We start from the raw sequence: 25,797 nt of genomic DNA on the forward strand, positions 1-25,797 counted from the left end.
ACCATGACCGACCCGCACCTGCCCGCGGTGATCAGCGAACGCCGTCAGCTGATCAATCTCGCCTACCGGCTGCTGGGATCGCTGGCCGAAGCCGAGGATGTGGTGCAGGAGACCTACGCGCGCTGGTACGCGTTGTCCGAGCGGCAGCGGCGAGAGGTGGCGGCGCCAGGCGCGTGGTTGACTACGGTTGCCGGCCGAATATGTCTGGATCTGCTCGGCTCGGCGCGCGTCCGGAGGGAACGCTATGTGGGCGAATGGCTTCCGGAGCCGGTACCCGGCCATTCCGAATGGTTCGGTGGTCCCGTCCCGGCCGATCCCGCCGACCGGGTGACCCTCGACGAATCGATCAGCATGGCCTTTCTCGTCGTGCTGGATTCCATGACGCCGGCCGAGCGGGTGGCGTTCGTCCTGCACGACGTGTTCCGCTACTCCTTCGCCGAGGTCGCCGAGGTCGTCAGCCGCACCCCCGCGGCCTGCCGCCAGCTCGCCTCCAGCGCCCGCCGCCGCATCGATACCGCACGCGGCCCGTCGACCACCGAGCGCGCCGAGGTGGTCCGGGACTTCAAACTAGCCTGGGAGGCAGGTGATATCGAGGCCCTGATCCGCCTGCTCGACCCGCAGGCGATCGCGACGGCCGACGGCGGTGGCCTGGTCCTGGCATTCCGTGAGCCGATTACGGGTGGGGAGCAGATCGCGTACGCCTGGATGGAAATCGCCGCCCGCGGCGCCGAGCTGACTCTGATGGAGCGCACGGTGAACGGCCAGCCCGGCTTGGTCGCACAGCTCGGCGACACCATCGTGTCGGTGTACGCCTTCGACATCGCCGACGGTCGGATCACCCGCATCTGGGTGATCCGGAATCCGGAGAAACTGCGGCCCTGGACGGCCGGCTGAACTGGCGGTGGGACGGGACACCTCGTCGCACTTGATCACCCACGAACCCTGAAACGGATTGACGCAGGACAACGCGGTGCCCCGTCCGGACAAGGATTATCGGGTTTCAGCGCCCGCCACGGATGCCGGTTCGCAGCCCGATACGCGGCCGGGCGATTGTTCAGCGCACGACGCGAACTGACTGCGGGCCGGTTGTTGCAATGACGGTCTGGCCTTGGGCGAGTGTGACCGTCACCGTGCCAGCGGATTCGTTGGGCAGTGCGCGGCCAGGCGCGGTGAGATTGCCCGACCACGTGTGTGCCGTGCCATCGCAGTCCACCAGGACCGGTCCGTCGAGTTGCACGGTGATCGGGCCAGCCAAATCGCCTTGGACCATTTGGTCCAGCGAGCCGTCCACGACATCGACTCCGGCGGTTCCACCGCCATTACAAGTAGCCGATCCGTTGATGGTCAAAGTGGTGACGTTGTAGCCGAGTTCCGGCTCGACACTGATCGATGTGGCTGGCTGGGCGGCCGCGGTTGCAGCGAGGATTCCTCCGCAGCAGCCGACTACCGCGGTGACAACGGCTAGATTCGAGCGAATCGAACTGTGGAACATGGTTGTTCTCCCGTCGATGCTCGTTCGAAGGATACCAACCCGCCTATCATTCCAGCATCCGTCAGCCTCCACTCCAGTTTCATGGGAGTGAGTGTCCGCTCGTTGCCATTACTGCACGTATTACCTGTTCAAGCCACCATTTCCGCGTGGGGTCGATGGTCGGTGGTTGGTCGCGGTAGTCGCCCTCGACGGCACCGAGAAGATCAGTGGTCGGAATCGGTGCAGGTGTCGCGCCAGGTGGGGTCAGGCGGAGTCGATCAGGCGGCGGACGTGGTGGGCGGAGTCTGCGTTATCGCGCCAGGTGCAGGCGAGGCCGAAGGCTGCTACTCGGCCGGTGGCGAGGACGGTGCGCACTGCGGCCGAGACCGCGGACAGGGTGGGGCCGCCGGGGGTGGGGAAGAGGAGTCCGGGGAGGTCGTTGGGGTTGATGACGTCGAAGTCGAGGTGTAGATAAAGCGGGCCGTCCGGGAGGTCGTCGAGGTCGTCTACCGGGCAGTGCCGGATCCGCGCGGTGCGCAGGTAGTCGACTTCCGGCGGGTCGAGGTCACGGCCGCCGACCAAGACGGCGCGGTCTTCGGGGATATCGCGCAAGCCGATTCGGTCGGCCATCAGGTGGCGACCGTAACCGACGAGCATGCGCAGCGGGAAGCCACCGAGATAGCCGGACGCGGAGGTCTCGATGGTTTGCACATCGCCGTGCGCGTCGAACCAGACCAGCGCGGGATCCAGTCCGGCTCTTTGCAATCCGGCCACCGTGCCGAGTGCGGTCGTGCAATCTCCGGACGCGACAATCGCACGTTCACCCCGGACCGTGCACTCCGCAACGCTATTCGCCACCGCGTCATAGAGCACGGCCATCCGCGCCCAACAATCATCGACAGCCGGCAGCTCGGCGGTGACCACCCTATCCGGTGTGATCGGAGCATCCAGCTCCGGCCGATATTCGTCGAGGTGGTACGGCACGAGCAAGCGCATCTACCCGAGCCTATTCGGGGCCGAAGCACGCGGCCACCGAATTGTGACCGCGTCAGGGCCGCGGGAGCGTGCGCCCGCCCGGCGCGGAAGGGCCGCCGCGCTCCGTGCATATCGAGACAACGACATGGGCCGGTCCCGGCGACGCCGAGCCGATACTCGGGACTTGGGGCGCAGGCCGAGGCCGTTGACGGCGGAATGCTCGGCGTCGGCGAGATCCACGCCCGAAGCCAGGCTGCTGTCATGGCCCACCGTGTGCGCTCACCGCTGAATACGCCCGGTTCACTGCGCCGCGTTCACCGAGACAGACTGGAAACCGCCTGCCCGCACCGCAGCGGTGATGAGCGCCCGAACGTCATGCGGTGGGCTCGGCAGCAGGTCGAGCAGGTCGGTGCTCGACGCTTCGAGCACTCCGGCACCGAGATTCGCGAACAACGAAAGTGTGTGCGCGATCTGATACGGTTCCAATCCGCTGCCCTGCAATATATCCCGCATTTCGCCGAGTGAGATGGGCACGTATCACACTGGGCGAGTAAGGGATTCGCTCAGGATCGAGGCGATATCCGCACCGCCGACCGCGGTGACACCCTCGAGCTCGTATACCCTGCCCGCATGCCTGCTGCGCCGTCCGGCGGCCAGATCCCGCTCGGTCTCCGCGGCCACCCGCACGGCCACCTCGGCGAGATCCTCCCGCGCCACCACCGAAATGCGACCGGTGCCGAATGCCGCGGCGAACACCCCGGAATCGGCCGAGGAGGCGGCACCGGCGACGGCGAGTCCGACCGGCACCTCCGCATAGAGGCCGTTGCGCAGGATCGTCAGGTCGAATGGTGCTGCGGCCATGCGCTTTTCGGTCCAGCGGTGCGGCAGGGCAATGGTCATCAGATCGCCCGAACCCGCGAGACTGGTATAGATCACGTGCCGGACCCCGGCTGCCGCGGCGGCGTCGATCGCCGCACCGTGCCGGGCCAGCACCACATCGTCTTCGGCATATCCGGCCGAAATCATTACGAGGACATCGACATCGCGCAGTCCCGCGGACAGCGTTGCCGGATCGTCGAAATCGATACGGCGCGTGGTGGTGTCGTCACCGGAGCGGCTGCCCGCCGCTACCGTCAGGCCGTCGAGGGCGGACAGGCCGCGGTGGACGAGGCCGCCGAGGGCTCCGGAGATGCCGGTTACCAGGATCATCGCAACGCTCCCGAGTGTTGTAGTTGTTGAATTCGTCCCCAGCATCGGCGGCCGCGGCGCGCGGCATAAGGAGGCACTTTCATGTCGGTCACGAACACGGCGGTCACCGCGCAGGTCGCGGGCACTATTCCCGATGGGCCCTGTGGCGATGACGACTGCGGCATTCGCGATGTACTCGACCGGCTGGGGGACCGGTGGACGGTGTTGGTGATCGTCGAACTGAGTAAAGGGGTGCGGCGCTTCCGCGAACTGGAGCGGGCGATTCCCGGGATCTCACAGCGGATGCTGACACTGACCACCAAGCGGCTGTGCCGCGACGGGATGGTGGAGCGGATCGCGTATCCGACGATTCCGCCGCAGGTGGAATACCGGCTCACCGAGACCGGTCGGAGTCTGGCCGAGGCGATCGGCGCACTCGCGGACTGGTCGCGCGATCACAAGGATCGCATCGCCGAGGCCCGCCGACGCTGGGATGCCGAACACGACGACTGAACATCTGTCGCGCGCGGGCGATCAGCGCTTGAATGGAAGCATTCCCACAGGGAGGTTCCGATGACCCTTTACGCTCGTGACCTGCTCGACGGGATCCAAGCCGAGCTGGCCCCGCACGACGACGACAACCGCATGGTTCCGCTCATCGCGGTGGGCAAAGCGCCGCGCGCGGTCTTCGCGGCGATTGCCGCCGAGGAACAGCGCATTACCGGCAGCGACTGGCGCAGCTTCCACGCCATGGCGGCGCGGGCGGACGAGCCGCACATCAGGGCATTCCTCGACGGTCTCCCACCCGGCGAGCGGCAGGCGCTGGCCATGTTGGACGCGCTCGTCGCGGCGGCCGGACCCGACCAGGGCATGTCGCTGCCCAGAGCGGGCTGTCAGGCGTACCCGGCCTATGTCGCCTGGTTGGCGCTCAACGCCGAGCCCGCCGCCGCAGCAGCGGGTATCTACGCGAATGTCGCCGCCTTCGGCCGCTACTGCGGGGCCGTCGCCGACGGTATGCGCACCCACTACGAGTTCGACGATCCCGCCTGCGCATTTTTCGAATTCTTCGCCGCCGACATCCCCGAAGTCGAACAGCGGGCCCTCGCCGCAATCCAGGCCGGACTCGACACCGGCCGGTTGAATCCGAACGACGCGCATTTGTACGCCAGACTCTTCCAGGACTACGAACTCATGTTCTGGAACACCTTGGCGGACGAGTTCTCGGGATAGCGCCGCGACCCGTAGCGTGCAACTCCGAACGGTCGTGCCCAGCTTCGGGCCTGTCGCAGGTCCAATGGCTGCTTGCCGCAGGACACACCTTGCGTGAGGTATTCGAAAGCTCTGTGAGCGAGGGCTTCTCGACCGTCACGATCGAGCGGATGGCGCTATCGCTGCTCGGTCAGCTGCTGGGTTCCGGTGATCCGGAGCAGTTCGAGTGCGGAGGCGGCGGGGGTGTGAGGTGCCGCGGAGTACACGACCACGGCCTGGTCGCTGTCGGGTACGAACAGCGCATCGCAATCCAGGACCAACCGCCCGACCTCGGGATGATCGATGGTCTTGGTGGCGCTGCGCCGGTTCCCGGTGCTCCCTTCGCGCCACAACCGGTCGAATCGTTCACTGCGCGAACGTAGTTCGGCGATCAGCCGGGCAAGATCCGGATCGTCGGGATAAGCGGCCTTCGCGCTGCGCAGCGAGCTGACCCAGGATTCGGCGGCCGCCTCGGCCTCGGCGGGTGTGAACACCACACGGGAGGGTTCGGTTCCGAGGAAGGACTGCCAGATGATGTTGCGCCGGGCGGGTGACCAGGCGGAGAAGTCCCCGAGTAAGGCCGCGGCCATCGGATTCCAGGCCAGCACATCGGCTTTCGCGGAGATCACCAGCGCGGGTAGATCCGCCATCCGGTCCAGCAGTCGCAGCACGCTCGGTCGCACCACCATAGTGATGCGGCCTTCTTGCGGTGGTGCCGAACCGGCCAGCCGGAACAGCAGATCACGTTCGGGGTCGGCGAGTCGTAGGGCGCGGGCGAGTGCGCCGAGTACGGCCACCGACGGTCGCGGTCCGCGGCCCTGTTCGAGCCGGACCACATAGTCGACGCTGACACCGGCCAGTTGTGCGACCTCCTCACGTCGCAGCCCCGGCACCTGGCGCCGCGAACCGCTGGGCAGGCCGACATCGCGCGGCCGTACCCGAGCCCTGGCCTGCCGCAGGAGCTTGGCGAGTTCGGCGCGATCCATAGCCTCGATGATGCCGCAGGGCGCGGGTGCCGGGGTGGTACCGCCGGTCCCAGGAGTTATCGGCCCTGGAGCGGAACTCGCGTGGCGGGCCAGGCTCGAGTCATGAGCAATACGACAACAGCCCTGGTGACCGGGGCGAACAAGGGAATCGGCCGCGAGACGGTCCGTCGGCTCGCCGAACTCGGCTGGCAGGTATTCCTCGGCGCCCGCGACGCGGATCGAGGCAAGGCGGCCGCGTTCGACCTGGCCGAACAGGGCTTGCGCGTCGAATTCGTCCAGTTGGATGTGACTTCTGTCGAATCGGTCGCGGCCGCGGTCGAGACCATCGCGGGCCGGACACCGCACCTGGATGTGCTGATCAACAATGCGGGTATCGGCGGTACGCGCGCCACGCCCGCGGATACGGTGGCCGCCGATTTCCGAAATGTCTTCGAGACCAACGTTTTCGGGCCGGTCCAGGTGACCCACGCCTTCCTGCCACTATTGCGCGCCGCCACCCACCCGCGCATCGTCATGGTGTCCAGCGGCATCGGTTCGATTACCAATACCTCCGATCCGAGCCGGATCGAATCGCAGATCCTCGGGCTGGTGTACCCCTCCTCGAAAACCGCGCTGAACATGATCACCACGCAGTACTCCCGCGAGCTGCCGCGGATGCGCGTCAACGCGGCCGATCCGGGTTACACCGCAACGGATTTGAATGGGAATTCGGGCCATCAAACGGTTACCGAGGGCACCGATGCCATCGTCCACTTGGCGACGATCGGACCTGACGGACCCACCGGCGGATTCTTCAACCGTTTCGGCGCCGTTCCCTGGTGAACGCCGAGCCAGGGCTCAGCGGTCCTGTAGGTGACAGACCCACTGACCATCGTCGCCGCAGATGCAATAGTAAGGGCCCTGGTTCTGAGATTCTCCGGCCTGGCACTCCGGCGTCGGACCCGAAGGAGCGGGTTGAGCCATGGCGACCGGACCGGACACCGTCACGAGGCAGCCGAACACCGCGGCAAGTGCGAATCCGAAGAACTGATTCGACTCGGCGCGCATGATTGCTCCTTCAGTCGGCGGCTAACGCCATGGCGCTATGTCCATTGGCCCGAGCCACTCGGGAGCCGATGACACTGACAAGGCACTTGCGAGACACTCTCAGACGCCTCCGTGCCCCCGTTCGTTGCAGACCCACTTGCCGTCCTGCGAGCAGTTGCAGTCGTAGGGGCCTTGGACCTGAAAATCTCCGGCCTTGCATTGCGGCGTCGCCGGATCCGAAGACGGAGGTTGAGCCATGCCGACCGGACCGGACACCATCACGAGGCTGCCGAACACCGCGGCAAGGGTGGATGCGAAGAACTGATTCGACTTGGCGCGCATGGTTGCTCCTTCAGTCGACGGCTATCTCCAATGCGCTATTTTCCTCTGGCCTGAGGCCACACGTCGGTTCCCGCTGTCGGGTGCGCGAACCGATTCCATCTTCCCATACCGACCGGTCTCGATTGCGTCCTTCAGCGGGCCCCGCCATTGACGTACAGCGTCTGACCGCTGACGTAGGACGCCTCATCACTGGCCAGAAACGCGATCACCGCGGCAACCTCCGCCGGCTGACCCACCCGGCCGAGCGGAGTCCGCTCGGCCGCGGCCTGCTGGTGGTCCTCGGCCGTGAGCCCGACCCGGTTCGCGGTCGCGGCCGTCATCGCGGTGGCGATGTAGCCAGGCGCGACGGCATTGACATTGATGTTGTACGGCCCGAGCTCGATGGCCAGTGTCGCGGTCAGGCCCTGGATGCCCGCCTTCGCGGCGGCGTAGTTCGCCTGACCGCGATTGCCGAGCGCCGAGCGGCTGGACAGCGAGACGATCTTCCCGTATCGCTGGGCGACCATATACTCCTGGGCCGCCTGGGTGCAGTGGAATACACCGGTCAGATTGACCGCGAGCACCGCATTCCAGTCGTCCTCGGAGAGCCGGAAGAACAGATCGTCGCGGGTGATGCCCGCATTGTTGATCAGAATGTGCGGACCGCCGAGATCGGTTGCGATATCCGCGAATACGGATTCCACCGAGGCGCGGTCGGTGACATCGCAGACATAACCGCGCGCCGCGCCGCCCGCCGCCACGATCTGTTCGGCGGTGTTCTCGGGCGCGTTGCGGTCGAGCACCGCGACCTGGGCGCCCTGGGCGGCGAGCAGGTGCGCGGTGGCCGAGCCGATACCCTGCGCCGCGCCGGTGACAACGGCGACCCGGTCGGTGAATCTGGTCATCGAAGGTCCTCCTCGGGAGTTTGCTACGGCGGTCATCAGAATGCGCTGACTCCGGTCAGCGCACGCCCGATCAGCAGCTTCTGGATTTGGCTTGTGCCCTCGTACAGGGTCATCACCTTGGCGTCGCGCAGGTATTTGCCGACCGGGAATTCATCGACATACCCGTAACCGCCGAAGACCTGCAGCGCCCGATCGGCCGCACGCACCGCGGCCTCGCTCGCGAACAATTTGGCCTTCGACGACTCGATGGCGAATTCGGCACCCCGGTCGATCAGATCGGCGACCCGCCACACCAGCAGCCGGGCCGCATCCACATCGAGAGCGATATCCGCGAGCAATTCCTGCACGAGCTGATGTCCGGCGATCGGCTTGCCGAATTGTTCCCGCTCGGTGGCGTATCCGACCGCTGCGTCCAGGCAGGCCTGTGCGATGCCGACACAACCGGCGGCCACCGACATCCGGCCTTTGGCCAGCGCCGCCATCGCGACGGTGAAACCCTTGCCCTCGTCGTGCAGACGGGCGCTGTCGGGAACTCGGACGCCATCGAGCACTATTTCGGCCGTGGCCTGCCCGCGCAGTCCGAGCTTGCCGTGGATGGTACGGGCGGTGAAGCCGGGGGAGTCGGCCGGGACCAGGAATGCGGTGATGCCGCGATGCCCCTCGCCGCCGGTGCGCGCGAAAACGAGGGCGACGTCGGCCCAGGTGCCGTTGGTGATGAACATCTTGGTCCCGGACAGCACCCAGTCGTCTCCGTCGCGGACCGCGCGGGTGCGCAAATGCGCCGCATCGGAACCGGTCCCCGGCTCGGTGAGGCCGAAGCAGCCGAGCGCGGTGCCCGCGGTCAGGCGCGGCAGCCAGGTTCGTTTCTGTTCCTCGGTGCCGTAGTGGTTGATCGACTTGGTCACCAAACCCAAAGAGACCGAGACGATTCCGCGCACCGCCGAGTCGCCGCGGCCGAGTTCTTCGAGCACCAGGCAGTAGGTGAGATGGTCGCCGCCGCTGCCGCCGTACTCCTCGGGAATGGTCAGGCCGAGGAAACCGACCGCGCCGAGTTTGGACACGATCGCGGTATCGACGGACTCGGTCCGATCCCACTCGGTCGCGTGCGGCGCGATCTCACGGTCGGTGAATTCGGCGGCGAGGCGCTTGGCGGCGGCCTGTTCGTCGGAGAGTTCCAGGTTCATCACGACTCCGAGGGCGAAAACTAACAGCGGAAGTTTTCTAGTATGCTAACCATCGATAAACTAACGATGCAAGTTTGATGTTGCGGGTATCCGTCATGCGACACTGGACATGATCGACCAGGAGGTTTTCGTGGGAAGACCCCGCCGCCCCTTGCTGAGTCGCGACCGCATCGTCTCGGCCGCGCTGGATCTGGTGGATGCCGAAGGCCTGGAGGCGGTTTCGATCCGCCGACTCGCCACCGAACTCGGCGTGCAGGGCCCATCGCTCTACAACCATGTGGCCACGAAGGATGATCTGCTGGACGCGATGGTCGATGCCGTCCTCGGCGAGATCGATCTGTCCATGTTCACCGACATCTCGGATTGGCGGGCAGCACTGCGCGATTGGGCCAGGTCATATCGGGCGGCCCTGGCGGCGCATCCGAAGGTGGTGCCGGCCTTGAACCAGGGCATGGGTCGACGGCCGAACGCACTGCGGCAGGCCGATGCCGTCTTCGGGGGACTGGTGGCGGCGGGTTGGCCGCGACGGGAGGCCACGCAGGTGGGTGCGCTGATGCGGTTCTTCGTCACCGGGTCGACGCTCGGCTCGTTCGCGGGTGGGTTCCCGGAGGACGCGGCGGTCTACCGCGGAAACTATCCGCATCTGGACGAGGCGCATCTGCTGTCGGGGCGGCAGCGCGATATCGATGACGCCGCCTTCGAAACCGGATTACGTGCGTTGCTGGACGGGCTGTCGCTGCGATTCGAGACGCTGGCGGGCGCGGCGCGTGGGCGCTAGCGCGCGGCCAGCCAATCCGGGAATTCGGTCAGCTCACCGAGGATGAAATCCGCTCCCGCCGTCCGCAATTGGTCGGCATCGCAGGGGCCGGTCGCGACCCCGAGCGCGTACACATCGGCCGCCCGCGCTCCCCGCATATCGCCCTCGTGATCGCCGACGAACAGGTCCGCACCGTGCGCACGCAATGCGGCGGCCTTGCCGTCCGACCAGAGATCGCCGACCACCTCGTCGATGCGCCACCCGAGTTCGGCGACATGCAGCCGGGCCAGCGGTTCGTGCTTACCGGTCACGATGAGCACCCGTCCGCCGCGCGCACGGACCGCAGCCAACGCGGCATCCGCGCCGGGCATGGCCGGAACGTAAGGCACGATCGACGGATAGATCTCGCGGTAGCGGGTCACGAGTGCGGGAACGAGTTCCTCGGGCGCACCCGCGTCGGCGAGCAGCATCCCCAGCGGCGGGCCGAGCCGGTCGGCCAATTCGGCACTGCGCAGCGGGAGGCCGAACTCCGTGGCCAATTGCTCGATCGCCTTGCATACACCCGGACGCGAGTCGATCAGCGTCATATCGAGGTCGAAGCCGACGGTCCAGGTCATCCCATGACCCTATCGCCGGTGCTCGCCGCGCTGCGCGACAGGACCCGCGGTTAACCGAACAGGACACGGCGAAGATCAATCAGAGGGAACATTTCCGCAGGCGGTGCGAAATACCAGTCGCCGAACATACAGTTGACCGACGAGCGAAGGGCTCCGGTCTGCATCGCGGAGGACGAGATGACGAGCCAGCGCCAGCCACTGACCGTGGGCTCGATCTTCGGGCACTACCGGTTGGATCGGCTGATCGGGCGTGGGGGCATGGGCGAGGTCTACGAGGCCTACGACGTGCGCAAGCGCCGCAGTGTCGCCATCAAGGTGCTCTTGGAAAGGCTCGCGCTGGACGAGGGCTACCGCGAGCGGTTCCAGCGCGAGGCCGATGCGGCCGCGCGACTGCGCGAACCGCATGTCATCCCGATTCACGATTACGGCGAGATCGACGGTCACCTCTACATCGATATGCGTCTGGTGGACGGCACCAGCCTGCCCGCTGTGTTGCGAAACGGGCCGATGGCGGCGTCGCAGGCGGTGGCGGTGATCCGGCAGATCGCATCGGCATTGGATGCCGCACATGCCGAAGGGCTGGTCCACCGCGACGTCAAACCGGACAATATTCTGCTCACGCCGGACGGTTTCGCCTATCTGGTCGACTTCGGTATCGCGCATTCGGATGCCGATCACGGGCTGACCACCCATGGTGCGGTGATCGGTTCGTTCAGCTATATGGCGCCGGAACGGTTCCGGGCCGAGCACACCACGCCCGCGGTCGATGTCTACTCCCTGGCGTGCGTGCTCTACGAATGTCTGACCGGCGCACGGCCGTATCGGGGCACCACCGACGCCGAGATCATCAGTGCGCATCTGTTCGAGCCGGTGCCGCGACCGAGCACGATCCGGCCGAATGTGACGCCCGCGCTCGACACCGTCATCCAGCGGGGCATGGCCAAGAACGTGCGCGAACGTTACGGGGCCGCGGGTGACCTCGCACACGCCGCGGAGGCGGCGCTGACGAGCGCGGGCGCCGTTACCGAAGGACACACGGCGGTATCCGCGACCGATGAACGAAACTCGAAAACTGAAGCGGCACAGGTTGGTTCACGCGATACCGCGACTCGTGACGAGCCGGCGTTCGTTGCTGCGAAACCTGATGCGAAGCGGTCCGATATCGAGCAGGCCGACACACGCGATACGCGGAAACCGGGTGCGGAACCGCGCCGCCGACGCCGAGTGCTGACCGCGCTGGTCCTGGCACTGGCCGCCGTGATCGCCGCCGGGGCCGGTTTCGGAGCCTGGACTTTGCTCGGCGATCGCAAGGGCACCCCGGTCGCCGACGCCACCGCACTGCGCGGTGCCGACATCGATCTGCTGAATGTCGTCGCCCAGACCGGCCGCAAACGATCCACCTGCCAGCATGAGCAACCCGATACTTCCACCACCGTCGCGGTCGTCTTCTGTCCGGACCACCCTGCGGCCAGTGAGTCCGCGGTCCGATATATGCGTTTCCGCAGCCTCGACGCACTGCGCGACTATTACAGCCTCCTCATCCGAACGTTCCATGCCACGAACTGCCCAGGTGACCCCGCCGGTGCGGATGGACCGGTGATTTACGAGGGCAAGGAGATCGGCCGCAAGGCATGCGTCGCGAACCGCGCAGACTCGCCCGACACGCCGAAACCGTCCCTGCTGGTGACCGATGAGAGCCAGCTGGCGCTGGCCTTCTTCATCTGGCCGTCACCCGGGGATGAGCGCCTGCGCGACTACCTGGCCAAGTTCAGCGCCAGCCAGTTCCTGACCAACGACGCCGCCCGTGACCCCGACTATTTCACGCCCGAGGACCGCAGCCTCCTCGGCCGGCTCGGCAATGCCTTCGGTCCGGGGAACTGTCGGCACATACCACCGCCCGGCGGCACGGTGAACGCCGCCATCGCGTGCAGTACGCCGCCCGACTATCCGGCGGCCCTGTTCTATGGATTTCCGGACAGCCAGTCGGCGGTGACCCTGTACCGGGCCGATGTCGGGGTGCTCGGCGGACACAGCTGCGGTGGCGGGGGCAACGACGAGGTGTGGCGCAGTGGAAGCGAAGAGCTCGGCCGGTTCTTCTGTTTCCTGGACAACGATCCGGATATCGGCACCCGGACCTGCCTGCTGGCCGTGCACGACGACGCCCACCTGATCGCCCAGTTCTGCACGCTGGTACCGGAAAATCCGCTTCCGGGACCGAAAACCGAAGCCCAACTGCGGGACTGGTTCGACAAGCACGTGCGCTAGTTGGGCGGCATGACACCGAAGATGAACTCGGTATCGCCGATGCGGACCGTCACACCATCGGTGAGCGCGGCGCCATCGATGACCCGAACTCCGCCGACGAATACACCGTTGGAGGACAGCAGATCCTTCAGCACGCACGTCACCCCATTGCTGACGATGACGGCGTGATGGCGGCTGACCTTGCCGTCGTCGAGCACGATGTCGTTATCGGGCAATCGGCCGATGCGGGTGAACGGGCCGGTGATCGGAAAGGTCTGCCCGGTCGAATCCCGTAGGTACGTTTGGGATCCGGGCGCTATCAGGTCGACCACGGTGGTGGCGCGCAGTGCGGACGCCACGGCATCCGCGGGTGGTGTGAGCGGTTCCTGCCGCAGCATCTTGGCTTCGAGCTCGCGAATCGAGGCCACCGGATCGATTCCGAGTTCATCGGCGAGCGTCACCCGCAATCGGCGCAGCGTCTCGAGTGCGTCGCTCTGTCGACCGTTCACGTAGAGCGCGGTGATCAGCTGCTCCCACAGCGGTTCGCGCAACGGATACTTATCGGCCAATTCGGCCAGCTCGGCAATGACGCCGTCGGCCCGGCCCTGCGCGATCTCGGCTTGGGCGCGGGCCTCGATGACGCTGATCCGCTCGTCGTCCAGGGCCGTGGCGAAGGCGTCGGCGAACCCGAGCCCCTGCAGATCGGCCAGCGCGGTGCCACGCCACTGCGCGAGCGCGCTGGCGAGCACCTCGGCGGCCACCGAGAATCGGCCCGCGGCCATGGCCCGCAATCCGGATTCCTTGCGCGCACGGAACCGCTGGACATCGCAGCTGTCGGCGGGCACCGTGATCCGGTATCCCGTCCCGGCGCGCGAAAGGATGGTGCGCGCGTCGAGTCCGGCATCGCGCAACGGCTTTCGCAGATTCGACACGATGGTGTGCAGGCTGATCCGGATATCCGGCGGTGGATTGTCCTCCCACACGGCCTGCGCCAGCGACTCCGTCGACACCGGCCGATTCGCATTGATCACGAGATACGCCAATACCGCGCGCTGTTTGACACCACCGAGCGGTTGCGCCACCCCATCGATCGTCAACAGCACCGGTCCGAGCATCCCGAACCCCGCCCGCGTATCCGACATCCCCGCCAGTCCTCCCGTTCTCGAATTGCCTATCGAGCGCCACGCCCCCGTCGTTTCCGATCTCGATGGTGACAGCCGGGGCCGTTGCAAGAAGTATCAGTCGATCGCGCATGTCGCGCATGCGACATGGGTAGCGTTGAAGCGGCGAGCGGGGGAGAGAGGGGTCGCCAGATGTCCGTCGATCCGAATCAACACATCCTCGACACGGTGGCGAACACCGCGGCCACCGTGCCCGCATACCGGGCATTTCTGGACGCGCACGGCATCGATCCGGAGAAGATCACCGATGCTGCGGCCTTCCACGAGCTGCCGTTGACAACGAAAGCCAATTACCACCACCGTTATCCACTACCCGAGCGCTGCCGGCGGGGATCTCACCAACTGCGATCTGATCGCGGTGTCGTCGGGATCGACTGGGACGCCGACCTTCTGGCCGCGCACCGTCGCGGACGAGGCGGCCTCGACGCGCCGATTCGCGCAGGTGCTCGTCGACGGCTTCGGCGCCGCGACGAGGCGCACCCTCGCGGTGGTGTGTTTCCCGCTGGGAACCTGGGTCGGCGGGCTGTATACGCTTTCGTGCCTGCGGACATTGGCGGCGAAACTACCGTTGACCATCGTCGCGCCGCGCAATAACAAGGCTGAGATCCTGCGGGTCATCCCGGAGCTGGGTGCGCGCGTCGATCAGGTGGTGCTGCTGGGATATCCGCCGTTTCTCGAGGACGTGATCGATACCGGACAGCGCGCGGGAGTCGAGTGGTCGCGCTACTCGGTGAAACTCGTCCTGGCCGGTGAGGTAGCGAATACGCGCATTACGTTCCGCCCGAACGTCACCTGCCGCATGTCGAACTACGTCCCGCGGGCGATCCGGACTACTTCCCGATCGGGGTCAAGCACCGCTACACACGCTGAGCGCGTTATTCCTCGGAACGGAACTGGGCGCGCTTGTAATCGCCGAATGGTTCGTCGCGTTCGCGCACAGCCTCGCGAAAACCTACGGTGGCCGAACGCAGTTGGAAGGCGTAGCCCTCGCGCGTATGCCGTGAGATCCCGTCGAATACCGTGCTGATCATCGCGGAATTCGTCACACCCTGCGCATGCAGTGCCGAATTGAGCGCCAGTTTGGCCATCATCAATTGATTGACCGGCATGCGCGCGATGCGTGCCACCAACGTCTCGGTGCGCTCGTCGAGTTCGTCCGCCGGACACGATTCGACCGCGAGCCCCCACTCCTCGGCCTGCCTGCCGCTGATGCAGTCGCCGGTGAACAGCAGCCGTTTGGCGCGCTGATCGCCGAGGCGATGCGCCCACATGCCCGCCGCCGGAATACCCCATACCCGGGTGGGCGGGTAGCCGATTTTGGTGTCGTCGGCGCAGATGATCTGATCGGAATAGAGGGCGATGTCGGTGCCGCCCGCGATGGCGAAGCCGTGCAATTTCGCGATGGTCGGCTTATTCGCGTTCATGAGGCTGGCGAAACCGCGGTTGAACCGGCTCATCATGGCGTAGTCGATCATCGGATCCCAGGTGCCGCGGGGATTGTGATTGACCGCCTGCACCACCGGATCGGTCACGGTGCCGGTGGTATCTGTCGCGCCGTCGATACCGTGGCTGCCTTGTTCGGCGAACATATCCAGGTCGTAGCCCCCGCAGAAACCCTTGCCGCGCCCTGACACGAGGATGACGTGCACCCGTGGATCCAGATCGGCCCGCTCGACCGCATGCGCGAGATCGACCGGAGTGTCCGGGGTGATCGTATTGCCCTTATCCGGGCGGTTGAAGGTAATGCGCGCGATACGCCCATCGCGCTCATAGGTGAGCGTGCGGTACTCGCGTTCGCCGGCGGGCTCGGGCCGATCCCGCCACGGCGAATCGGATACCTCCGTCCAGTTCTCGTACCAGGCCGCGGGGCGGGTGCCCGGATGGTTCGAAAAGGGATCGCTATCAGGCTGATTCACGTGGAACTCCCGGTGCACTCGATGCCGTATTCGCGGCAACGGTGCCACCACGCCACCGGTGGTCGATGCATCGTTGCGCTCGATGCCACCGTAGCGAACCGGGTGAGCTCAGACCTCGGGTACCAGACTGTCGTCGGGGAAGGAGTGGTGTTCGTGCACCACGGACCAGCGTCCGGACTGTTTGCGCAGGCCGAAGGTGATTCGCAGGCGCTTGGCGGGATCGCGGGCGAAATCCTCCGCGGTGCCGCAGAGCAGCAGCGCGTGCGCGAATGCCACGTCTGTACCCGCTTCTACCTCCAGCGAGACGATGTCGAATGTGGCACCCGATGCCTGCCATTCGAAGAAGCCGGGCCAGACATCCCGATAGGCGTCGATGCCGCGCACGCCTTCATTCGGCGGGGGCACATCGAACATCACGATATCGTCGGCGTGATCGGTGAGTACACCGGCTAGATCGCCGGTATGTACCGCCGCCGCCCACCGCTCGATCAGGATCCGGATCTGCTTCTCGTCATCGGACATATCGGGTCGTCGTCCTCTCCGGCCCGGCAGCGAGGGGTGTGCGCCGTGGCTCCTACTCAGAGAGCGTGCCGAATTCACCACGGGGACGCAATATTTCGGAATGCATTCGTGCAAGATCCCAATGGCGAATTTCGCGCCGGTTACCGATCGGCAGAAACCGTTGAGTCAGTTATGGTCGGCTGGGCGAGGGATGACCGTTTGCGGCCGTAGCCCAGGTAGACCGCAATGCCGACGACCACCCAGACCCCGAAGCGCACCCAGGTCAGGCCGTCCAAGGTGGTTGCCAGCAGTACGCAGCCGATCAGCGCGAGAATCGGGACCAGTGGCACCAATGGAGTGCGGAACGGCCGTTCGCGATTCGGTTCCAGCTTTCGCAGGACCAGGACTCCGACACATACAACGGCGAATGCCGACAGCGCGCCGATATTCACCAATTCCACGACGATATCGATCGGCAGCAGACCGGCAATGGTCGCACAGACGACACCGAGCAGCAGCGTCAGCCGGACCGGGGTGGCGCGCTTACTGGTTTCGGCCAGGCCGCGCGGCAGCAGGCGGTCGCGGCACATCGCGAACATCAGCCGCACCTGCGCGTAGACGATCAGCAACAGTCCCTTGGTGAGCGCGATGATCGAGGCGATCACGATGACATTGCCGATCCAGCCGATGCGCAGATTTCCGAAGGCGGTCGCGATGGGCGAGGCATTGTTCAGGCTGGCGAACGGTGCGATGCCGGTGAGTACCGCGCTGACGAGTGCGTAGAGCAGGGTGGCGATGAGGACCGTGCCGATGATCGCGAACGGGATATCGCGACGGGGATGGCGCGCCTCCTCGGCCGATGCGGCGACCACGTCGAATCCGAGGAAGGCGAAGAACGCGATCGCCGCGCCGCCGATGATGCCGCCGAGCCCGAACGGTGCGAACGGGGTCCAGTTGCCGATATCGATATGCGGTGCACCGATCGCGACGACCAGGACCAGCACACCGATCGTGACCGCAACCAGAGCCTTGGTGATGCGGGCCGTCAGTGACACCTCGCCGACGAGTACCGCGACAATGACACCGATGACGAGCACGGCGGGCAGGTTGACGATGCCACCCTCGGACGGGCCCGCAGTGATCGCGGTAGGCAGGGTGAGGCCGAACATGGTGTCCAGCGCCGAGACGACGCTGCCGGACCAACCGATCGCCACGGCCGCGCCCGCGATGACGAATTCGAGCAGCAGATTCCAGCCGACCAGGAAGGCCGGACCCTCACCGAGCGTGGCGTAGGTGTAGGTATAGGCACTGCCGGAGACCGGCACCATCGCCGCGAGTTCGCTGTAGCAGAGCGCGACCAGCACACAGACAGTTCCGGCCAGCAGGAACGACAGCACGATCGACGGCCCGGCCTTCTCGGCGGCAGCCACTCCGGTGATGACGAAGATGCCCGCCCCGACGATCGTGCCGACACCCATGGCGGTCAGGTCGATGCGGCCCAGGCTGCGCCTGAGGGTCGGCGACCCGGCCTCGGGGCGCGTCGCGGAGTCGGGCAGGCGGCGGCGCCAACGGGGTGGGCTGGTCATGTACTCCCTTTACTGCGTGCTCTGGCTCCGACCGACCGGCGGAGTCGGCTATCCATTGTGGTCGGGTGAGCGCGCGCACTCGACGCCGGGGCGGTCGCGAGCGACCAGCAGGCAATCCGTGGGCGCGACTACATAGCGTGCAGCTACGCGTCGAGTGCGCGATTGCAACGCTCGCAACCCAGCTCCCGCCGCAATCACCGGGCAAGTACGAACACGGCCGTTGATCACGGGTGATCGCTGTCGAAGCCGCACGTCGTCTTGCCGCCGGCCATCAACCGCACGGGGCCCGCACACCGGCACAAGCGTTCGACCCCACCTCGTTCCTCGACTTCCTCACGGGCGAAGACGTGACCTGGAAGACCGAATCGAGCATCGGACCGCGCGGCCTGGAGTGATCTGCCGACGATGCACCCTCGAATCAGAGACTGCTAGACGTTACTGGAGATAACAGGTAATCTTGGGGGACGCTCGGGCGAGGATGCCCCGGCCGGATTAGACGGAACGGATACCTCAATGACGCGGCATGTCGACGTACTGATCATCGGCGCGGGCCTGTCCGGGATCGGGATGGCGTGCCATCTCACCCGCGAGCAGACCGGGCGCAGCTATGCGATCCTGGAACGCCGCACCGCCGTCGGCGGGACCTGGGATCTGTTCCGGTATCCGGGCATCCGCTCCGACTCCGACATGTTGACCTTCGGCTTCGGCTTCCGTCCGTGGGTCGGCACCAAGGTGCTCGCCGACGGGCCGCACATCCGCCGATACATCGAGGACACCGCTGCGGAGTACGGCGTCACCGAGCACATTCGGTTCGGCCGCAAGATGACAAAGGCCAGCTGGTCGAGCGAGACCGAACTGTGGACCGTCGAGGCGCTCGACGAGCAGACCGGCGAGACCGAGATCTACACCAGCAACTTCCTCGTCGGCTGCACCGGCTACTACGACTACGACAACGGATACCGCCCGCAGTTCCCGGGCGAGGCGGACTTCCGCGGGCCGATCGTGCACCCGCAGCACTGGCCGGAGGAGCTGGATTACCGCGGCAAGCGCGTCGTGGTGATCGGCAGCGGCGCGACCGCGATCACGCTGGTTCCGGCCATGGCCGACGACACCGCGCACATCACCATGCTGCAGCGCTCGCCCACCTACATCACCGCGCTGCCCGCCGATGACCCGGTCGCGGTCGGAATGAAGTACGCGCGGGTGCCCGAAAAGTTCGCCTATCGAACGGGTCGGGCGCGCAATATCGCATTGCAGCGGGCGAGCTTCCGGCTTTCGCGCACCAATCCCGAGTTGTCGAAGAAGCTGCTGCTGGCCGCGGTGCGGATGCAGCTCGGCAAGCAGATCGATATGCGGCACTTCACGCCGTCGTACAACCCGTGGGACCAGCGGCTGTGCGTCGTCCCGAACGGCGACCTGTTCAAGGCGCTGCGCAGTGGTAAGGCATCGATCGTCACCGATCACATCGACCGCTTCACCAAAACCGGCATTCGGCTCGCGTCCGGGGCCGAGCTACCCGCCGATATCGTCATCAGCGCAACCGGTCTCACCGTGCAGATTCTCGGCGGCGCGACGCTCGAGGTGGACGGGGAGCCGGTATCGACCCGCGAGCATGTGGTCTACAAGGGCACCCTGCTCGACGGCATTCCCAACGCGATGCTGGTCCTCGGCTATACGAACGCCTCGTGGACGCTGAAGGCGGATCTGGCCGCCGAATACTTCTGCCGCATCCTCAACCACATGAAGGCACACGGCTACACCAAGGTGGTCGCGATCGCCGAAGACGCCGACCGCTCCGATCAGTCATTGATGGGCGGCGCCCTGACCTCCGGCTACATCCAACGTGGCGACGGCGTCATGCCCCGCCAGGGCGCCCGTGGCCCCTGGCAGGTCATCAACAACTACTTCCGCGACCGCGTGCTGCTGCGCAAGGCACCGCTGGAGGACGGGGTACTCACCTTCGACGGCGCGGCAGATGCCGCCCGAGGCGGCCGCAAACCGAAAGACCAGGCGCGCAAGCGAATCGCCTAGACTAATCCAGGATGCGCTGAGCCCGACGCTGCTATCCGTCGCCTTTGGCATGGCTCTCTTCGAAGACGAACAATGGTTTGGCGCCATGTGCGGGTGTTTCGGCGAGCGAGATGGCTTCAGCGAAATGTTCGAGTGGGAACGGCTGGCCCGGGGGGATGCTCAGCACTTCATCAGCGACGAGACCGCGAACCTGGGAGAGCGCGCGCAGCGCATCCTGAGGTGAGACAGCGCTGAACCAGCGGTACAGCCAGAAGCCACGGACCACTTTGGTCTCGTAGATAATCGAGCGTGCCAGCAGCGGAATCGTCAGCGCTGCCGGGTCAGCCCGGCGATGGGTAGAGAGTGCGCCGTAAACCACGACCTCTCCTCCGGGAGCCAGTGCCTGGGATATCCGGGCACCCACGTCACCCGAGACGCAGTCGATGGCCTTGCGCACGCCAACCGGTCCTGCTATCTCAGCCACACGCCGCAAGAGATCCTCGTCCTCGGTGCAAATGACCTCGTCACCACCGAGCGTCTTGATCTCCTCGACGGCATCGCGCCGCCGCACGACATTGATCGTCCGAATACCTAGATGCCTGGCCAGTTGAATGACGAGCCGGCCGACGGTGGAGCCCGCGGCCGTCTGCAACATCCATTCACCGGGCTGCACGCCGAGTTCGTGAGTCACCAGCAACAGCGCGGTCAACGGGTTTACGGCGAGTTGGCAGGCACTGGAGTCGCTGAGATGATCGGGAACCGGCAGCAACCTTCGGGTATCGGCAACAAGATATTCCTGCCAAGTGCCGGTAACACCGACGGTTACTACGCGCTGGCCGATCTCGAGCCCCTCGGTATCCGGGCCAAGGGCCTCGATTCGTCCCACGCATTCCAGACCCACAACAGTGGGAAACTCGGGGGAGAATCCGTATCGGCCACGCAACACGTGCAGATCGCTGGCGTGGATCGGCGTCGCTTTCACGCGGACCAACGCCTGACCGGCTGCTGGCGTGGGAACAGGCCGAGATTCCAGCCGCAGGACATCGGTTGGCTCGCCAACCCTCTCGGCTACCAGCGCGCGCATGGATTGTGGCATGAGCGACCTTCGACTCTCAGCGCCCGCGAATCCCGGGGGCGTTCTGGACAGGGACGATGCCGGTGAGAATCACAAGCAAGCCTTCGAGCGATCCGGCGTGGGAACGCGCGTAACGAAGCATGTGCAGATGTTCTGCGTTTGTGGTGAGCCGCATTCCTCGCCCGAGGTCTCGGGGCGGGAGACGACTGTCGTTACCTGTCGCCGAATTTCGCCTTCAGCCCCTCTGCTGCGGGCGCCTGTTCGGGGTCTTCGGGCTCTTCGTCGTCGGATTGCAGCGGGTCATATTCGGTGACCTCTGCCGAGGGATCAGTCGACACGGTGTGACTCCTCAACTCGTTCGAAAACGGCCGATCCCGACAGTATCGCTGGGCGTTTGTCCATAATGCGTGGACGGGTCGAGGTCGTATCGGCGGGTGTGCTGGGACGGCACGGGCGTCACGCTTGACCGTGTTGAGGGCCAGGCCGAGCCGACGGGCGCAGTCGAGCAGCCCGACACCCTGATCGAGCAGGTTGCGGACGGCGTGCCAGCGTTGTTTTCGCGCGGGTCGGCGTCTGCCGTTCGGGCCGGCCGTGAGAGTCGCGAATTCGGCGCGGCGGATGAATCGATCACAGGGCACATCCGCGACCCAGGTGAATCAGGTTGGGGATAAAAGGGTTTCGGCAACCGTCTGCATGTGTGCCAGGTACGCGGTGCGGACGCGTGGGGTGGCGTCGGTGCGGGTGAGGGTGCCGCGGGTGAGGGCGTAGCCGATGGTTTCGGCGATGATTCGCGGCGGGACGGTGGGGGAGATGCGGCCCGCGGTGTGCAGGCGTTCGAGATAGCGGGTGAAGCGGCGGATGGGGCGTTCGGCGATTTCCTGTGCGAGGACGGCGACTCGGTCGTCGACGGCTCCGCGTTCGTCGATGAGACGCAGCATGGATCCGGCATTGCCGACCGCGGCGGCGAAGGCGTCGATGGTGGCGGCCAGCATCACACGGGGATCGTCGGTATCGATATCGGGTTCCTGGGCGGCGAGGAAATCGTCGCGGACCCGGGCGGCGAGGGCAAGGAAGATTTCGTCCTTGGAGGCGAAGTAGACGTACATCGTCGCGCGGGAAACGCCTGCGGCGGCGGTGATATCAGCGACGGTGGTCTTGTCGTAGCCACGTTCGGCGAAGACTGCGGCCGCTGCATCGAGCAGCGCGCGGTGGCGGTTGGTATGGGATCGTTCCCGCGCCGCACGCACCGACCAGCCCGCCTGTGTCATGCTCCCATCGTCGTTGACATTGACGTCAATGTCAAAGCAGACTGGCGGCATGCATGTGGTGGTGGCGAACAGGGGTGAGGTGGCGGTCCGGGTGATCCGGACGGCCCGCGAGCGGAATTATTCGACCCTCGCGCTCCATACCGGCGAAGAGGCGGCGACACTGCCGGTACGCCTGGCCGACAATGCGATCCAACTGCCGGGCAGCGGTGCAGCTGCCTACCTCGACATCACCGCCGTGGTCGCCGCGGCCGAAAGCGCCGGTACCGAGGCACTCGTGCATCCCGGCTACGGATTCCTCAGCGAGAGCGCCGATTTCGCGGCGGCATGCGCATCCGCCGGTCTGGTATTCGTCGGGCCTTCGCCCGAGGTGCTACGCATCTTCGGCAACAAACTCTCGGCACGCGACGCCGCACAGCAGGCGGGAGTTCCGGTGCTGCCCGCGACTTCCGTCGGCGCGGATCTGCCGGAAATTTCCGCATTCTTCGCCGACCACCCGACCGGTGTGATGCTCAAGGCGGCGGCCGGTGGCGGCGGACGCGGTATGCGTGCGGTCCACATCGCCGACGAACTCGCCGAATCGCTCGACCGCTGCCGAGCCGAAGCCCGCGCCGGTTTCGGCGACGACACCGTGTACGCCGAAGCGCTGGCCGCCGACGCACGACATATCGAGGTTCAGGTAGTCGCGGACGGACGCCGAGCCATCACCCTCGGCGACCGCGACTGCAGCATCCAACGCCGCCACCAGAAACTCATCGAAATCGCCCCGGCCCCGAATCTTCCTGCCGCCCTGCGGGACCGCCTGCACCGCGACGCCGTCCGCATAGCCGAATCGGTCTCCTGCCGCGGCGTCATCACCGTCGAATTCCTGGTCACCGCCGCCGATGCCTGGTTCCTCGAGGTCAACCCACGCCTTCAGGTCGAACACACCGTCACCGAGGCGGTAACCGGCGTGGACCTCGTGGCAGCCCAATTCGACCTCGCGCGCGGCGCCGCTCTGCACGATCTCGGTCTCGTCGATTTTGCGCCGGGCCGCGATGATCGTGCGAATGTCTCCGGCGGGCTGCGGGGGTTTGCGGTGCAGGCGCGCGTCAATGCCGAGATGGTCACGGCGGGTGGGGAGATGCTGCCGAGCACGGGTGTGTTGACGGAGTTCGCCGCGCCGACCGGCGTGGGACTTCGGGTGGATACCGCAGCATTCACGGGGATGCGGCAGGGGGCACACTTCGATGCGCTGCTGGCGAAGGTTATCGCGCGGGGGCCGACGTTTTCGGCGGCGGTGCGGCGGTGTTCGGATGCGTTGGCGGAAACGGTGATCGGCGGTGTCGATACCAATACGAGTCTGCTGCGTGCGGCGTTGGATCAACTCGCCGATGAAGTCAGTGTTTTCACTTCCTGGTTCGAGGAGAGCGTCAGCGAACTTCTCGGTCGGGCGGACGATTATGCGCCTGCTGTGGCCCAGCGCGCGCAAGACACAGCGGATCCGGCGCATGTGCTCGCCGAGCATCGACACCGCGAGATCGCGGATCCGACGGTGAGTGGTGATCCCGAGATTGCGCTCGAAGACGATGAGCAGGGTATGCGCTCGCCGATGGGCGGAACCGTCGTGAGCTTGGCGGAGCCGGGCAGCATTGTGCCAACCGGTGCGGAAGTCGTTGTGCTCGAGGCAATGAAGATGCAGCACGTGCTGCGGGCCGATCAGCCGCTGCGGGTATCGCGTCATCTGGTGGCACCGGGTGCGACGGTCGATCCGCATGCGTTGCTGCTGACCTGGGTGGCGGCCGACCATGACGTTGCGGCCGCCGATATCGAGGAGATCGACCTGGACACGGTGCGTGCCGACCTGGCGGAGGTGCGCGAGCGGCATACTATCGGGCTCGATGCGGGCCGCCCGGCCGCCGTCGCGAAAAGGCATAAGCTGGGCCGCCGCACGGCCAGGGAGAACATCGCCGACCTCGTGGACGACGACAGCTTCCTCGAATACGGCGCACTCGCCGTCGCCGCACAGCGATTGCGCCGCAGCCCCGAGGATCTGATCGCCAACACCCCCGCGGACGGCCTGATCGGCGGCATCGCCACCATCAACGCGGACCGATTCGGCGCGGAAGCCGCACGCGCACTGGTGCTGTCCTACGACTACACCGTGCTGGCCGGCACCCAGGGCATGCGCAATCACGCCAAAACCGATCGCATGCTCGAACTCGCACACGAACAGCGCCTACCCGTCGTGTTCTTCACCGAGGGCGGTGGTGGGCGACCAGGCGATACCGACTACTCGGGCATCTCCGGACTGGATGTGACCACCTTCCGCGCGATGGGCGCGCTGTCGGGGCGAGTCCCGTTGGTGGGCATCGTCTCCGGACGCTGCTTCGCGGGCAATGCGGCACTGCTCGGCATGTGCGATGTGGTCATCGCGACCCCCGACGCCAATATCGGCATGGGCGGACCGGCAATGATCGAGGGCGGCGGACTCGGGGTCTACGCACCCGAGGACATCGGCCCCATCGACGTCCAACGGCGCAACGGAGTCGTGCACATCCTCGCCGCCGACGAGGCCGAGGCGGTCACCGCGGCCCGCCGCTATCTCTCGTATTTCCAAGGGCCGCTGCGAGACTGGACGGCACCGGATCCGCGCATCGCCCGACATGTGGTGCCGGAGAATCGGCTGCGCGCCTTCGATATCCGCGAGGTCGTCGCGGCGGTGGCCGATGTCGACTCGGTCCTGGAATTGCGCCGCGACTGGGGCGTCGGCGTGGTCACCGCACTCATTCGCGTCGAAGGCCGCCCCTTCGGCCTCATCGCCAACGACTGCCACCACCTCGGCGGCGCGATCGACGCCCCGGCCGCCGACAAGCTCAGCGCCTTCCTGCGACTCTGCGATGGCCACGGCCTGCCGATCGTATCCCTGTGCGACACACCGGGTTTCATGGTCGGACCGGAGGCGGAGCAGGAAGCTACCGTCACCAAATTCAGCAGGCTCTTCATCGACTCCGCCGCGCTCACCGTCGCGCTGGGCACCGTCATCATCCGCAAGGGATACGGCCTCGGCGCACAGGCCATGGCCGCGGGCTCCTTCCGCGCGCCACGCTTCGTAATCGCCTGGCCGACCGGCGAAATCGGCGGTATGGGCCTGGAAGGTGCGGTCCGCCTCGGCTTCGCCAAGGAGCTTGCGGCCATCGAAGATCCCGATAAGCGCCAGGAAGCCTTCGACAACCTCGTCCAGCTCGCCTACGCCAACGGCAAGGCCCTGACCGCGGCCACCGTCCTGGAACTCGACGACGTCATCGACCCCGCCGACACCCGACGGTGGATCCGCACCCTGCGCTGAACCACGCGGCGCG

The 25,797-nt window shown here is 66.1% G+C and carries 26 protein-coding genes; 9 read left to right on the forward strand and 17 right to left on the reverse strand.

Annotated features, from left to right (window positions below; translation table 11 throughout):
* Window positions 1–3 precede the first annotated feature (3 nt).
* The gene (sigJ, locus tag AB0L58_RS14065) at window positions 4–894 is read left to right on the forward strand and encodes an RNA polymerase sigma factor SigJ (RefSeq protein ID WP_364386317.1); all 891 of its coding nucleotides are present in this window, start codon (window positions 4–6) and stop codon (window positions 892–894) included.
* A gap of 160 nt (window positions 895–1,054) precedes the next feature.
* Here the strand turns inward: sigJ and AB0L58_RS14070 are convergent, their stop codons facing one another.
* The 4 genes from AB0L58_RS14070 to AB0L58_RS14085 form a co-directional block, all read right to left on the reverse strand.
* Complete coding sequence (locus AB0L58_RS14070) at window positions 1,055–1,492, reverse strand: hypothetical protein (protein WP_364386319.1); 438 nt, start codon at window positions 1,490–1,492, stop codon at window positions 1,055–1,057.
* 243 nt (window positions 1,493–1,735) lie between these two features.
* Window positions 1,736–2,467 (reverse strand): arginase family protein, encoded by a 732-nt coding sequence (locus tag AB0L58_RS14075; RefSeq protein WP_364386321.1) that lies wholly within the window; start codon window positions 2,465–2,467, stop codon window positions 1,736–1,738.
* 279 nt (window positions 2,468–2,746) lie between these two features.
* Window positions 2,747–2,959: a hypothetical protein gene (locus AB0L58_RS14080; protein WP_364386323.1), complete on the reverse strand. Its 213-nt coding sequence runs from the start codon at window positions 2,957–2,959 to the stop codon at window positions 2,747–2,749.
* 24 nt (window positions 2,960–2,983) lie between these two features.
* Window positions 2,984–3,655, reverse strand: coding sequence for an NmrA family NAD(P)-binding protein (locus AB0L58_RS14085; RefSeq protein WP_364386325.1), 672 nt, complete (start codon window positions 3,653–3,655; stop codon window positions 2,984–2,986).
* Between the two features lie 81 nt (window positions 3,656–3,736).
* Between AB0L58_RS14085 and AB0L58_RS14090 the strand changes: the two genes are divergently transcribed.
* Both AB0L58_RS14090 and AB0L58_RS14095 read left to right on the forward strand, forming a co-directional pair.
* Window positions 3,737–4,147, forward strand: a complete 411-nt coding sequence (locus AB0L58_RS14090; protein WP_364386327.1) for a helix-turn-helix domain-containing protein — start codon at window positions 3,737–3,739, stop codon at window positions 4,145–4,147.
* A 60-nt stretch (window positions 4,148–4,207) separates the two neighbouring features.
* Window positions 4,208–4,864 carry a hypothetical protein gene (locus AB0L58_RS14095; protein WP_364386329.1) on the forward strand — a complete coding sequence of 219 codons (657 nt, stop codon included), beginning with the start codon at window positions 4,208–4,210 and terminating at the stop codon, window positions 4,862–4,864.
* Window positions 4,865–5,019: 155 nt separating this feature from the next.
* Here AB0L58_RS14095 and AB0L58_RS14100 read toward each other — a convergent pair whose 3' ends face one another.
* Window positions 5,020–5,868: a helix-turn-helix transcriptional regulator gene (locus tag AB0L58_RS14100; RefSeq protein ID WP_364386331.1), complete on the reverse strand. Its 849-nt coding sequence runs from the start codon at window positions 5,866–5,868 to the stop codon at window positions 5,020–5,022.
* Between the two features lie 102 nt (window positions 5,869–5,970).
* Here AB0L58_RS14100 and AB0L58_RS14105 point away from each other — a divergent pair, with 102 nt between their 5' ends.
* Window positions 5,971–6,690, forward strand: a complete 720-nt coding sequence (locus tag AB0L58_RS14105) for an SDR family oxidoreductase (RefSeq protein ID WP_364386333.1) — start codon at window positions 5,971–5,973, stop codon at window positions 6,688–6,690.
* A 15-nt stretch (window positions 6,691–6,705) separates the two neighbouring features.
* On the opposite strand, the gene AB0L58_RS14110 is transcribed toward AB0L58_RS14105, so the two are convergent.
* From AB0L58_RS14110 to AB0L58_RS14125, 4 genes are all read right to left on the reverse strand, one after another.
* Complete coding sequence (locus AB0L58_RS14110; RefSeq protein WP_364386335.1) at window positions 6,706–6,915, reverse strand: hypothetical protein; 210 nt, start codon at window positions 6,913–6,915, stop codon at window positions 6,706–6,708.
* 99 nt (window positions 6,916–7,014) lie between these two features.
* On the reverse strand, window positions 7,015–7,236 hold the full coding sequence (locus AB0L58_RS14115) for a hypothetical protein (protein WP_364386337.1): 222 nt from the start codon (window positions 7,234–7,236) through the stop codon (window positions 7,015–7,017).
* Window positions 7,237–7,367: 131 nt separating this feature from the next.
* Window positions 7,368–8,120 carry a 3-oxoacyl-ACP reductase FabG gene (fabG, locus tag AB0L58_RS14120; protein ID WP_364386339.1) on the reverse strand — a complete coding sequence of 251 codons (753 nt, stop codon included), beginning with the start codon at window positions 8,118–8,120 and terminating at the stop codon, window positions 7,368–7,370.
* Window positions 8,121–8,155: 35 nt separating this feature from the next.
* Window positions 8,156–9,304 (reverse strand): acyl-CoA dehydrogenase family protein, encoded by a 1,149-nt coding sequence (locus AB0L58_RS14125; RefSeq protein WP_364386341.1) that lies wholly within the window; start codon window positions 9,302–9,304, stop codon window positions 8,156–8,158.
* Between the two features lie 130 nt (window positions 9,305–9,434).
* Between AB0L58_RS14125 and AB0L58_RS14130 the strand changes: the two genes are divergently transcribed.
* Window positions 9,435–10,082 carry a TetR/AcrR family transcriptional regulator C-terminal domain-containing protein gene (locus AB0L58_RS14130; protein ID WP_364386343.1) on the forward strand — a complete coding sequence of 216 codons (648 nt, stop codon included), beginning with the start codon at window positions 9,435–9,437 and terminating at the stop codon, window positions 10,080–10,082.
* On the opposite strand, the gene AB0L58_RS14135 is transcribed toward AB0L58_RS14130, so the two are convergent.
* On the reverse strand, window positions 10,079–10,678 hold the full coding sequence (locus tag AB0L58_RS14135; protein WP_364386345.1) for an HAD hydrolase-like protein: 600 nt from the start codon (window positions 10,676–10,678) through the stop codon (window positions 10,079–10,081). The genes AB0L58_RS14130 and AB0L58_RS14135 overlap by 4 nt on opposite strands.
* 177 nt (window positions 10,679–10,855) lie before the next feature.
* Here AB0L58_RS14135 and AB0L58_RS14140 point away from each other — a divergent pair, with 177 nt between their 5' ends.
* The gene (locus AB0L58_RS14140) at window positions 10,856–12,943 is read left to right on the forward strand and encodes a serine/threonine-protein kinase (RefSeq protein ID WP_364386347.1); all 2,088 of its coding nucleotides are present in this window, start codon (window positions 10,856–10,858) and stop codon (window positions 12,941–12,943) included.
* Here AB0L58_RS14140 and AB0L58_RS14145 read toward each other — a convergent pair.
* The 4 genes from AB0L58_RS14145 to AB0L58_RS14160 form a co-directional block, all read right to left on the reverse strand.
* Window positions 12,940–14,064, reverse strand: a complete 1,125-nt coding sequence (locus tag AB0L58_RS14145) for a BTAD domain-containing putative transcriptional regulator (RefSeq protein WP_364386349.1) — start codon at window positions 14,062–14,064, stop codon at window positions 12,940–12,942. The genes AB0L58_RS14140 and AB0L58_RS14145 overlap by 4 nt on opposite strands.
* A 914-nt stretch (window positions 14,065–14,978) precedes the next feature.
* Window positions 14,979–16,019, reverse strand: a complete 1,041-nt coding sequence (locus AB0L58_RS14150; protein ID WP_364386351.1) for a crotonase/enoyl-CoA hydratase family protein — start codon at window positions 16,017–16,019, stop codon at window positions 14,979–14,981.
* Window positions 16,020–16,127: 108 nt separating this feature from the next.
* Complete coding sequence (locus tag AB0L58_RS14155) at window positions 16,128–16,541, reverse strand: SgcJ/EcaC family oxidoreductase (RefSeq protein WP_364386353.1); 414 nt, start codon at window positions 16,539–16,541, stop codon at window positions 16,128–16,130.
* A gap of 140 nt (window positions 16,542–16,681) precedes the next feature.
* On the reverse strand, window positions 16,682–18,106 hold the full coding sequence (locus AB0L58_RS14160) for an amino acid permease (protein ID WP_364386355.1): 1,425 nt from the start codon (window positions 18,104–18,106) through the stop codon (window positions 16,682–16,684).
* A gap of 230 nt (window positions 18,107–18,336) precedes the next feature.
* Here AB0L58_RS14160 and AB0L58_RS14165 point away from each other — a divergent pair, with 230 nt between their 5' ends.
* Both AB0L58_RS14165 and AB0L58_RS14170 read left to right on the forward strand, forming a co-directional pair.
* Complete coding sequence (locus AB0L58_RS14165; RefSeq protein ID WP_364386357.1) at window positions 18,337–18,501, forward strand: hypothetical protein; 165 nt, start codon at window positions 18,337–18,339, stop codon at window positions 18,499–18,501.
* A gap of 118 nt (window positions 18,502–18,619) precedes the next feature.
* Window positions 18,620–20,137, forward strand: a complete 1,518-nt coding sequence (locus tag AB0L58_RS14170) for an NAD(P)/FAD-dependent oxidoreductase (RefSeq protein WP_364386359.1) — start codon at window positions 18,620–18,622, stop codon at window positions 20,135–20,137.
* Window positions 20,138–20,168: 31 nt separating this feature from the next.
* Here AB0L58_RS14170 and AB0L58_RS14175 read toward each other — a convergent pair whose 3' ends face one another.
* The 3 genes from AB0L58_RS14175 to AB0L58_RS14185 all read right to left on the reverse strand — a co-directional run bounded on the left by AB0L58_RS14175 (window position 20,169) and on the right by AB0L58_RS14185 (window position 22,459).
* Window positions 20,169–21,200, reverse strand: a complete 1,032-nt coding sequence (locus AB0L58_RS14175) for a zinc-dependent alcohol dehydrogenase family protein (protein WP_364386361.1) — start codon at window positions 21,198–21,200, stop codon at window positions 20,169–20,171.
* 203 nt (window positions 21,201–21,403) lie between these two features.
* Window positions 21,404–21,529, reverse strand: a complete 126-nt coding sequence (locus tag AB0L58_RS14180; protein WP_364386709.1) for a hypothetical protein — start codon at window positions 21,527–21,529, stop codon at window positions 21,404–21,406.
* A 318-nt stretch (window positions 21,530–21,847) separates the two neighbouring features.
* Window positions 21,848–22,459 (reverse strand): helix-turn-helix domain-containing protein, encoded by a 612-nt coding sequence (locus AB0L58_RS14185; RefSeq protein WP_364386363.1) that lies wholly within the window; start codon window positions 22,457–22,459, stop codon window positions 21,848–21,850.
* A gap of 49 nt (window positions 22,460–22,508) precedes the next feature.
* On the opposite strand from AB0L58_RS14185, the gene AB0L58_RS14190 reads away from it, so the two are divergent.
* Entirely contained in the window at window positions 22,509–25,784 is a 3,276-nt protein-coding gene (locus tag AB0L58_RS14190) for a carboxyl transferase domain-containing protein (protein ID WP_364386683.1), read from the forward strand.
* Window positions 25,785–25,797: the final 13 nt, after the last annotated feature.

It is taken from the genome of Nocardia sp. NPDC052112 (assembly GCF_040680135.1).
GTDB lineage: Bacteria > Actinomycetota > Actinomycetes > Mycobacteriales > Mycobacteriaceae > Nocardia.

Excerpts from the sequence above, each read along its gene's own strand:
- AB0L58_RS14090 (WP_364386327.1), top strand. The coding sequence starts at position 3,737 with ATGTCGGTCACGAACACGGCGGTCACCGCGCAGGTCGCGGGCACTATT.
- AB0L58_RS14100 (WP_364386331.1), bottom strand. The coding sequence starts at position 5,868 with ATGGATCGCGCCGAACTCGCCAAGCTCCTGCGGCAGGCCAGGGCTCGG.
- AB0L58_RS14175 (WP_364386361.1), bottom strand. The coding sequence starts at position 21,200 with ATGCGCGCGCTGGTAGCCGAGAGGGTTGGCGAGCCAACCGATGTCCTG.
- AB0L58_RS14160 (WP_364386355.1), bottom strand. The coding sequence starts at position 18,106 with ATGACCAGCCCACCCCGTTGGCGCCGCCGCCTGCCCGACTCCGCGACG.
- AB0L58_RS14185 (WP_364386363.1), bottom strand. The coding sequence starts at position 22,459 with ATGACACAGGCGGGCTGGTCGGTGCGTGCGGCGCGGGAACGATCCCAT.
- AB0L58_RS14190 (WP_364386683.1), top strand. The coding sequence starts at position 22,509 with ATGCATGTGGTGGTGGCGAACAGGGGTGAGGTGGCGGTCCGGGTGATC.
- fabG (WP_364386339.1), bottom strand. The coding sequence starts at position 8,120 with ATGACCAGATTCACCGACCGGGTCGCCGTTGTCACCGGCGCGGCGCAG.
- AB0L58_RS14105 (WP_364386333.1), top strand. The coding sequence starts at position 5,971 with ATGAGCAATACGACAACAGCCCTGGTGACCGGGGCGAACAAGGGAATC.
- AB0L58_RS14080 (WP_364386323.1), bottom strand. The coding sequence starts at position 2,959 with ATGCGGGATATATTGCAGGGCAGCGGATTGGAACCGTATCAGATCGCG.
- sigJ (WP_364386317.1), top strand. The coding sequence starts at position 4 with ATGACCGACCCGCACCTGCCCGCGGTGATCAGCGAACGCCGTCAGCTG.
- AB0L58_RS14075 (WP_364386321.1), bottom strand. The coding sequence starts at position 2,467 with ATGCGCTTGCTCGTGCCGTACCACCTCGACGAATATCGGCCGGAGCTG.
- AB0L58_RS14095 (WP_364386329.1), top strand. The coding sequence starts at position 4,208 with ATGACCCTTTACGCTCGTGACCTGCTCGACGGGATCCAAGCCGAGCTG.
- AB0L58_RS14085 (WP_364386325.1), bottom strand. The coding sequence starts at position 3,655 with ATGATCCTGGTAACCGGCATCTCCGGAGCCCTCGGCGGCCTCGTCCAC.
- AB0L58_RS14135 (WP_364386345.1), bottom strand. The coding sequence starts at position 10,678 with ATGACCTGGACCGTCGGCTTCGACCTCGATATGACGCTGATCGACTCG.
- AB0L58_RS14155 (WP_364386353.1), bottom strand. The coding sequence starts at position 16,541 with ATGTCCGATGACGAGAAGCAGATCCGGATCCTGATCGAGCGGTGGGCG.
- AB0L58_RS14140 (WP_364386347.1), top strand. The coding sequence starts at position 10,856 with ATGACGAGCCAGCGCCAGCCACTGACCGTGGGCTCGATCTTCGGGCAC.
- AB0L58_RS14125 (WP_364386341.1), bottom strand. The coding sequence starts at position 9,304 with ATGAACCTGGAACTCTCCGACGAACAGGCCGCCGCCAAGCGCCTCGCC.
- AB0L58_RS14070 (WP_364386319.1), bottom strand. The coding sequence starts at position 1,492 with ATGTTCCACAGTTCGATTCGCTCGAATCTAGCCGTTGTCACCGCGGTA.
- AB0L58_RS14145 (WP_364386349.1), bottom strand. The coding sequence starts at position 14,064 with ATGTCGGATACGCGGGCGGGGTTCGGGATGCTCGGACCGGTGCTGTTG.
- AB0L58_RS14115 (WP_364386337.1), bottom strand. The coding sequence starts at position 7,236 with ATGCGCGCCAAGTCGAATCAGTTCTTCGCATCCACCCTTGCCGCGGTG.
- AB0L58_RS14170 (WP_364386359.1), top strand. The coding sequence starts at position 18,620 with ATGACGCGGCATGTCGACGTACTGATCATCGGCGCGGGCCTGTCCGGG.
- AB0L58_RS14110 (WP_364386335.1), bottom strand. The coding sequence starts at position 6,915 with ATGCGCGCCGAGTCGAATCAGTTCTTCGGATTCGCACTTGCCGCGGTG.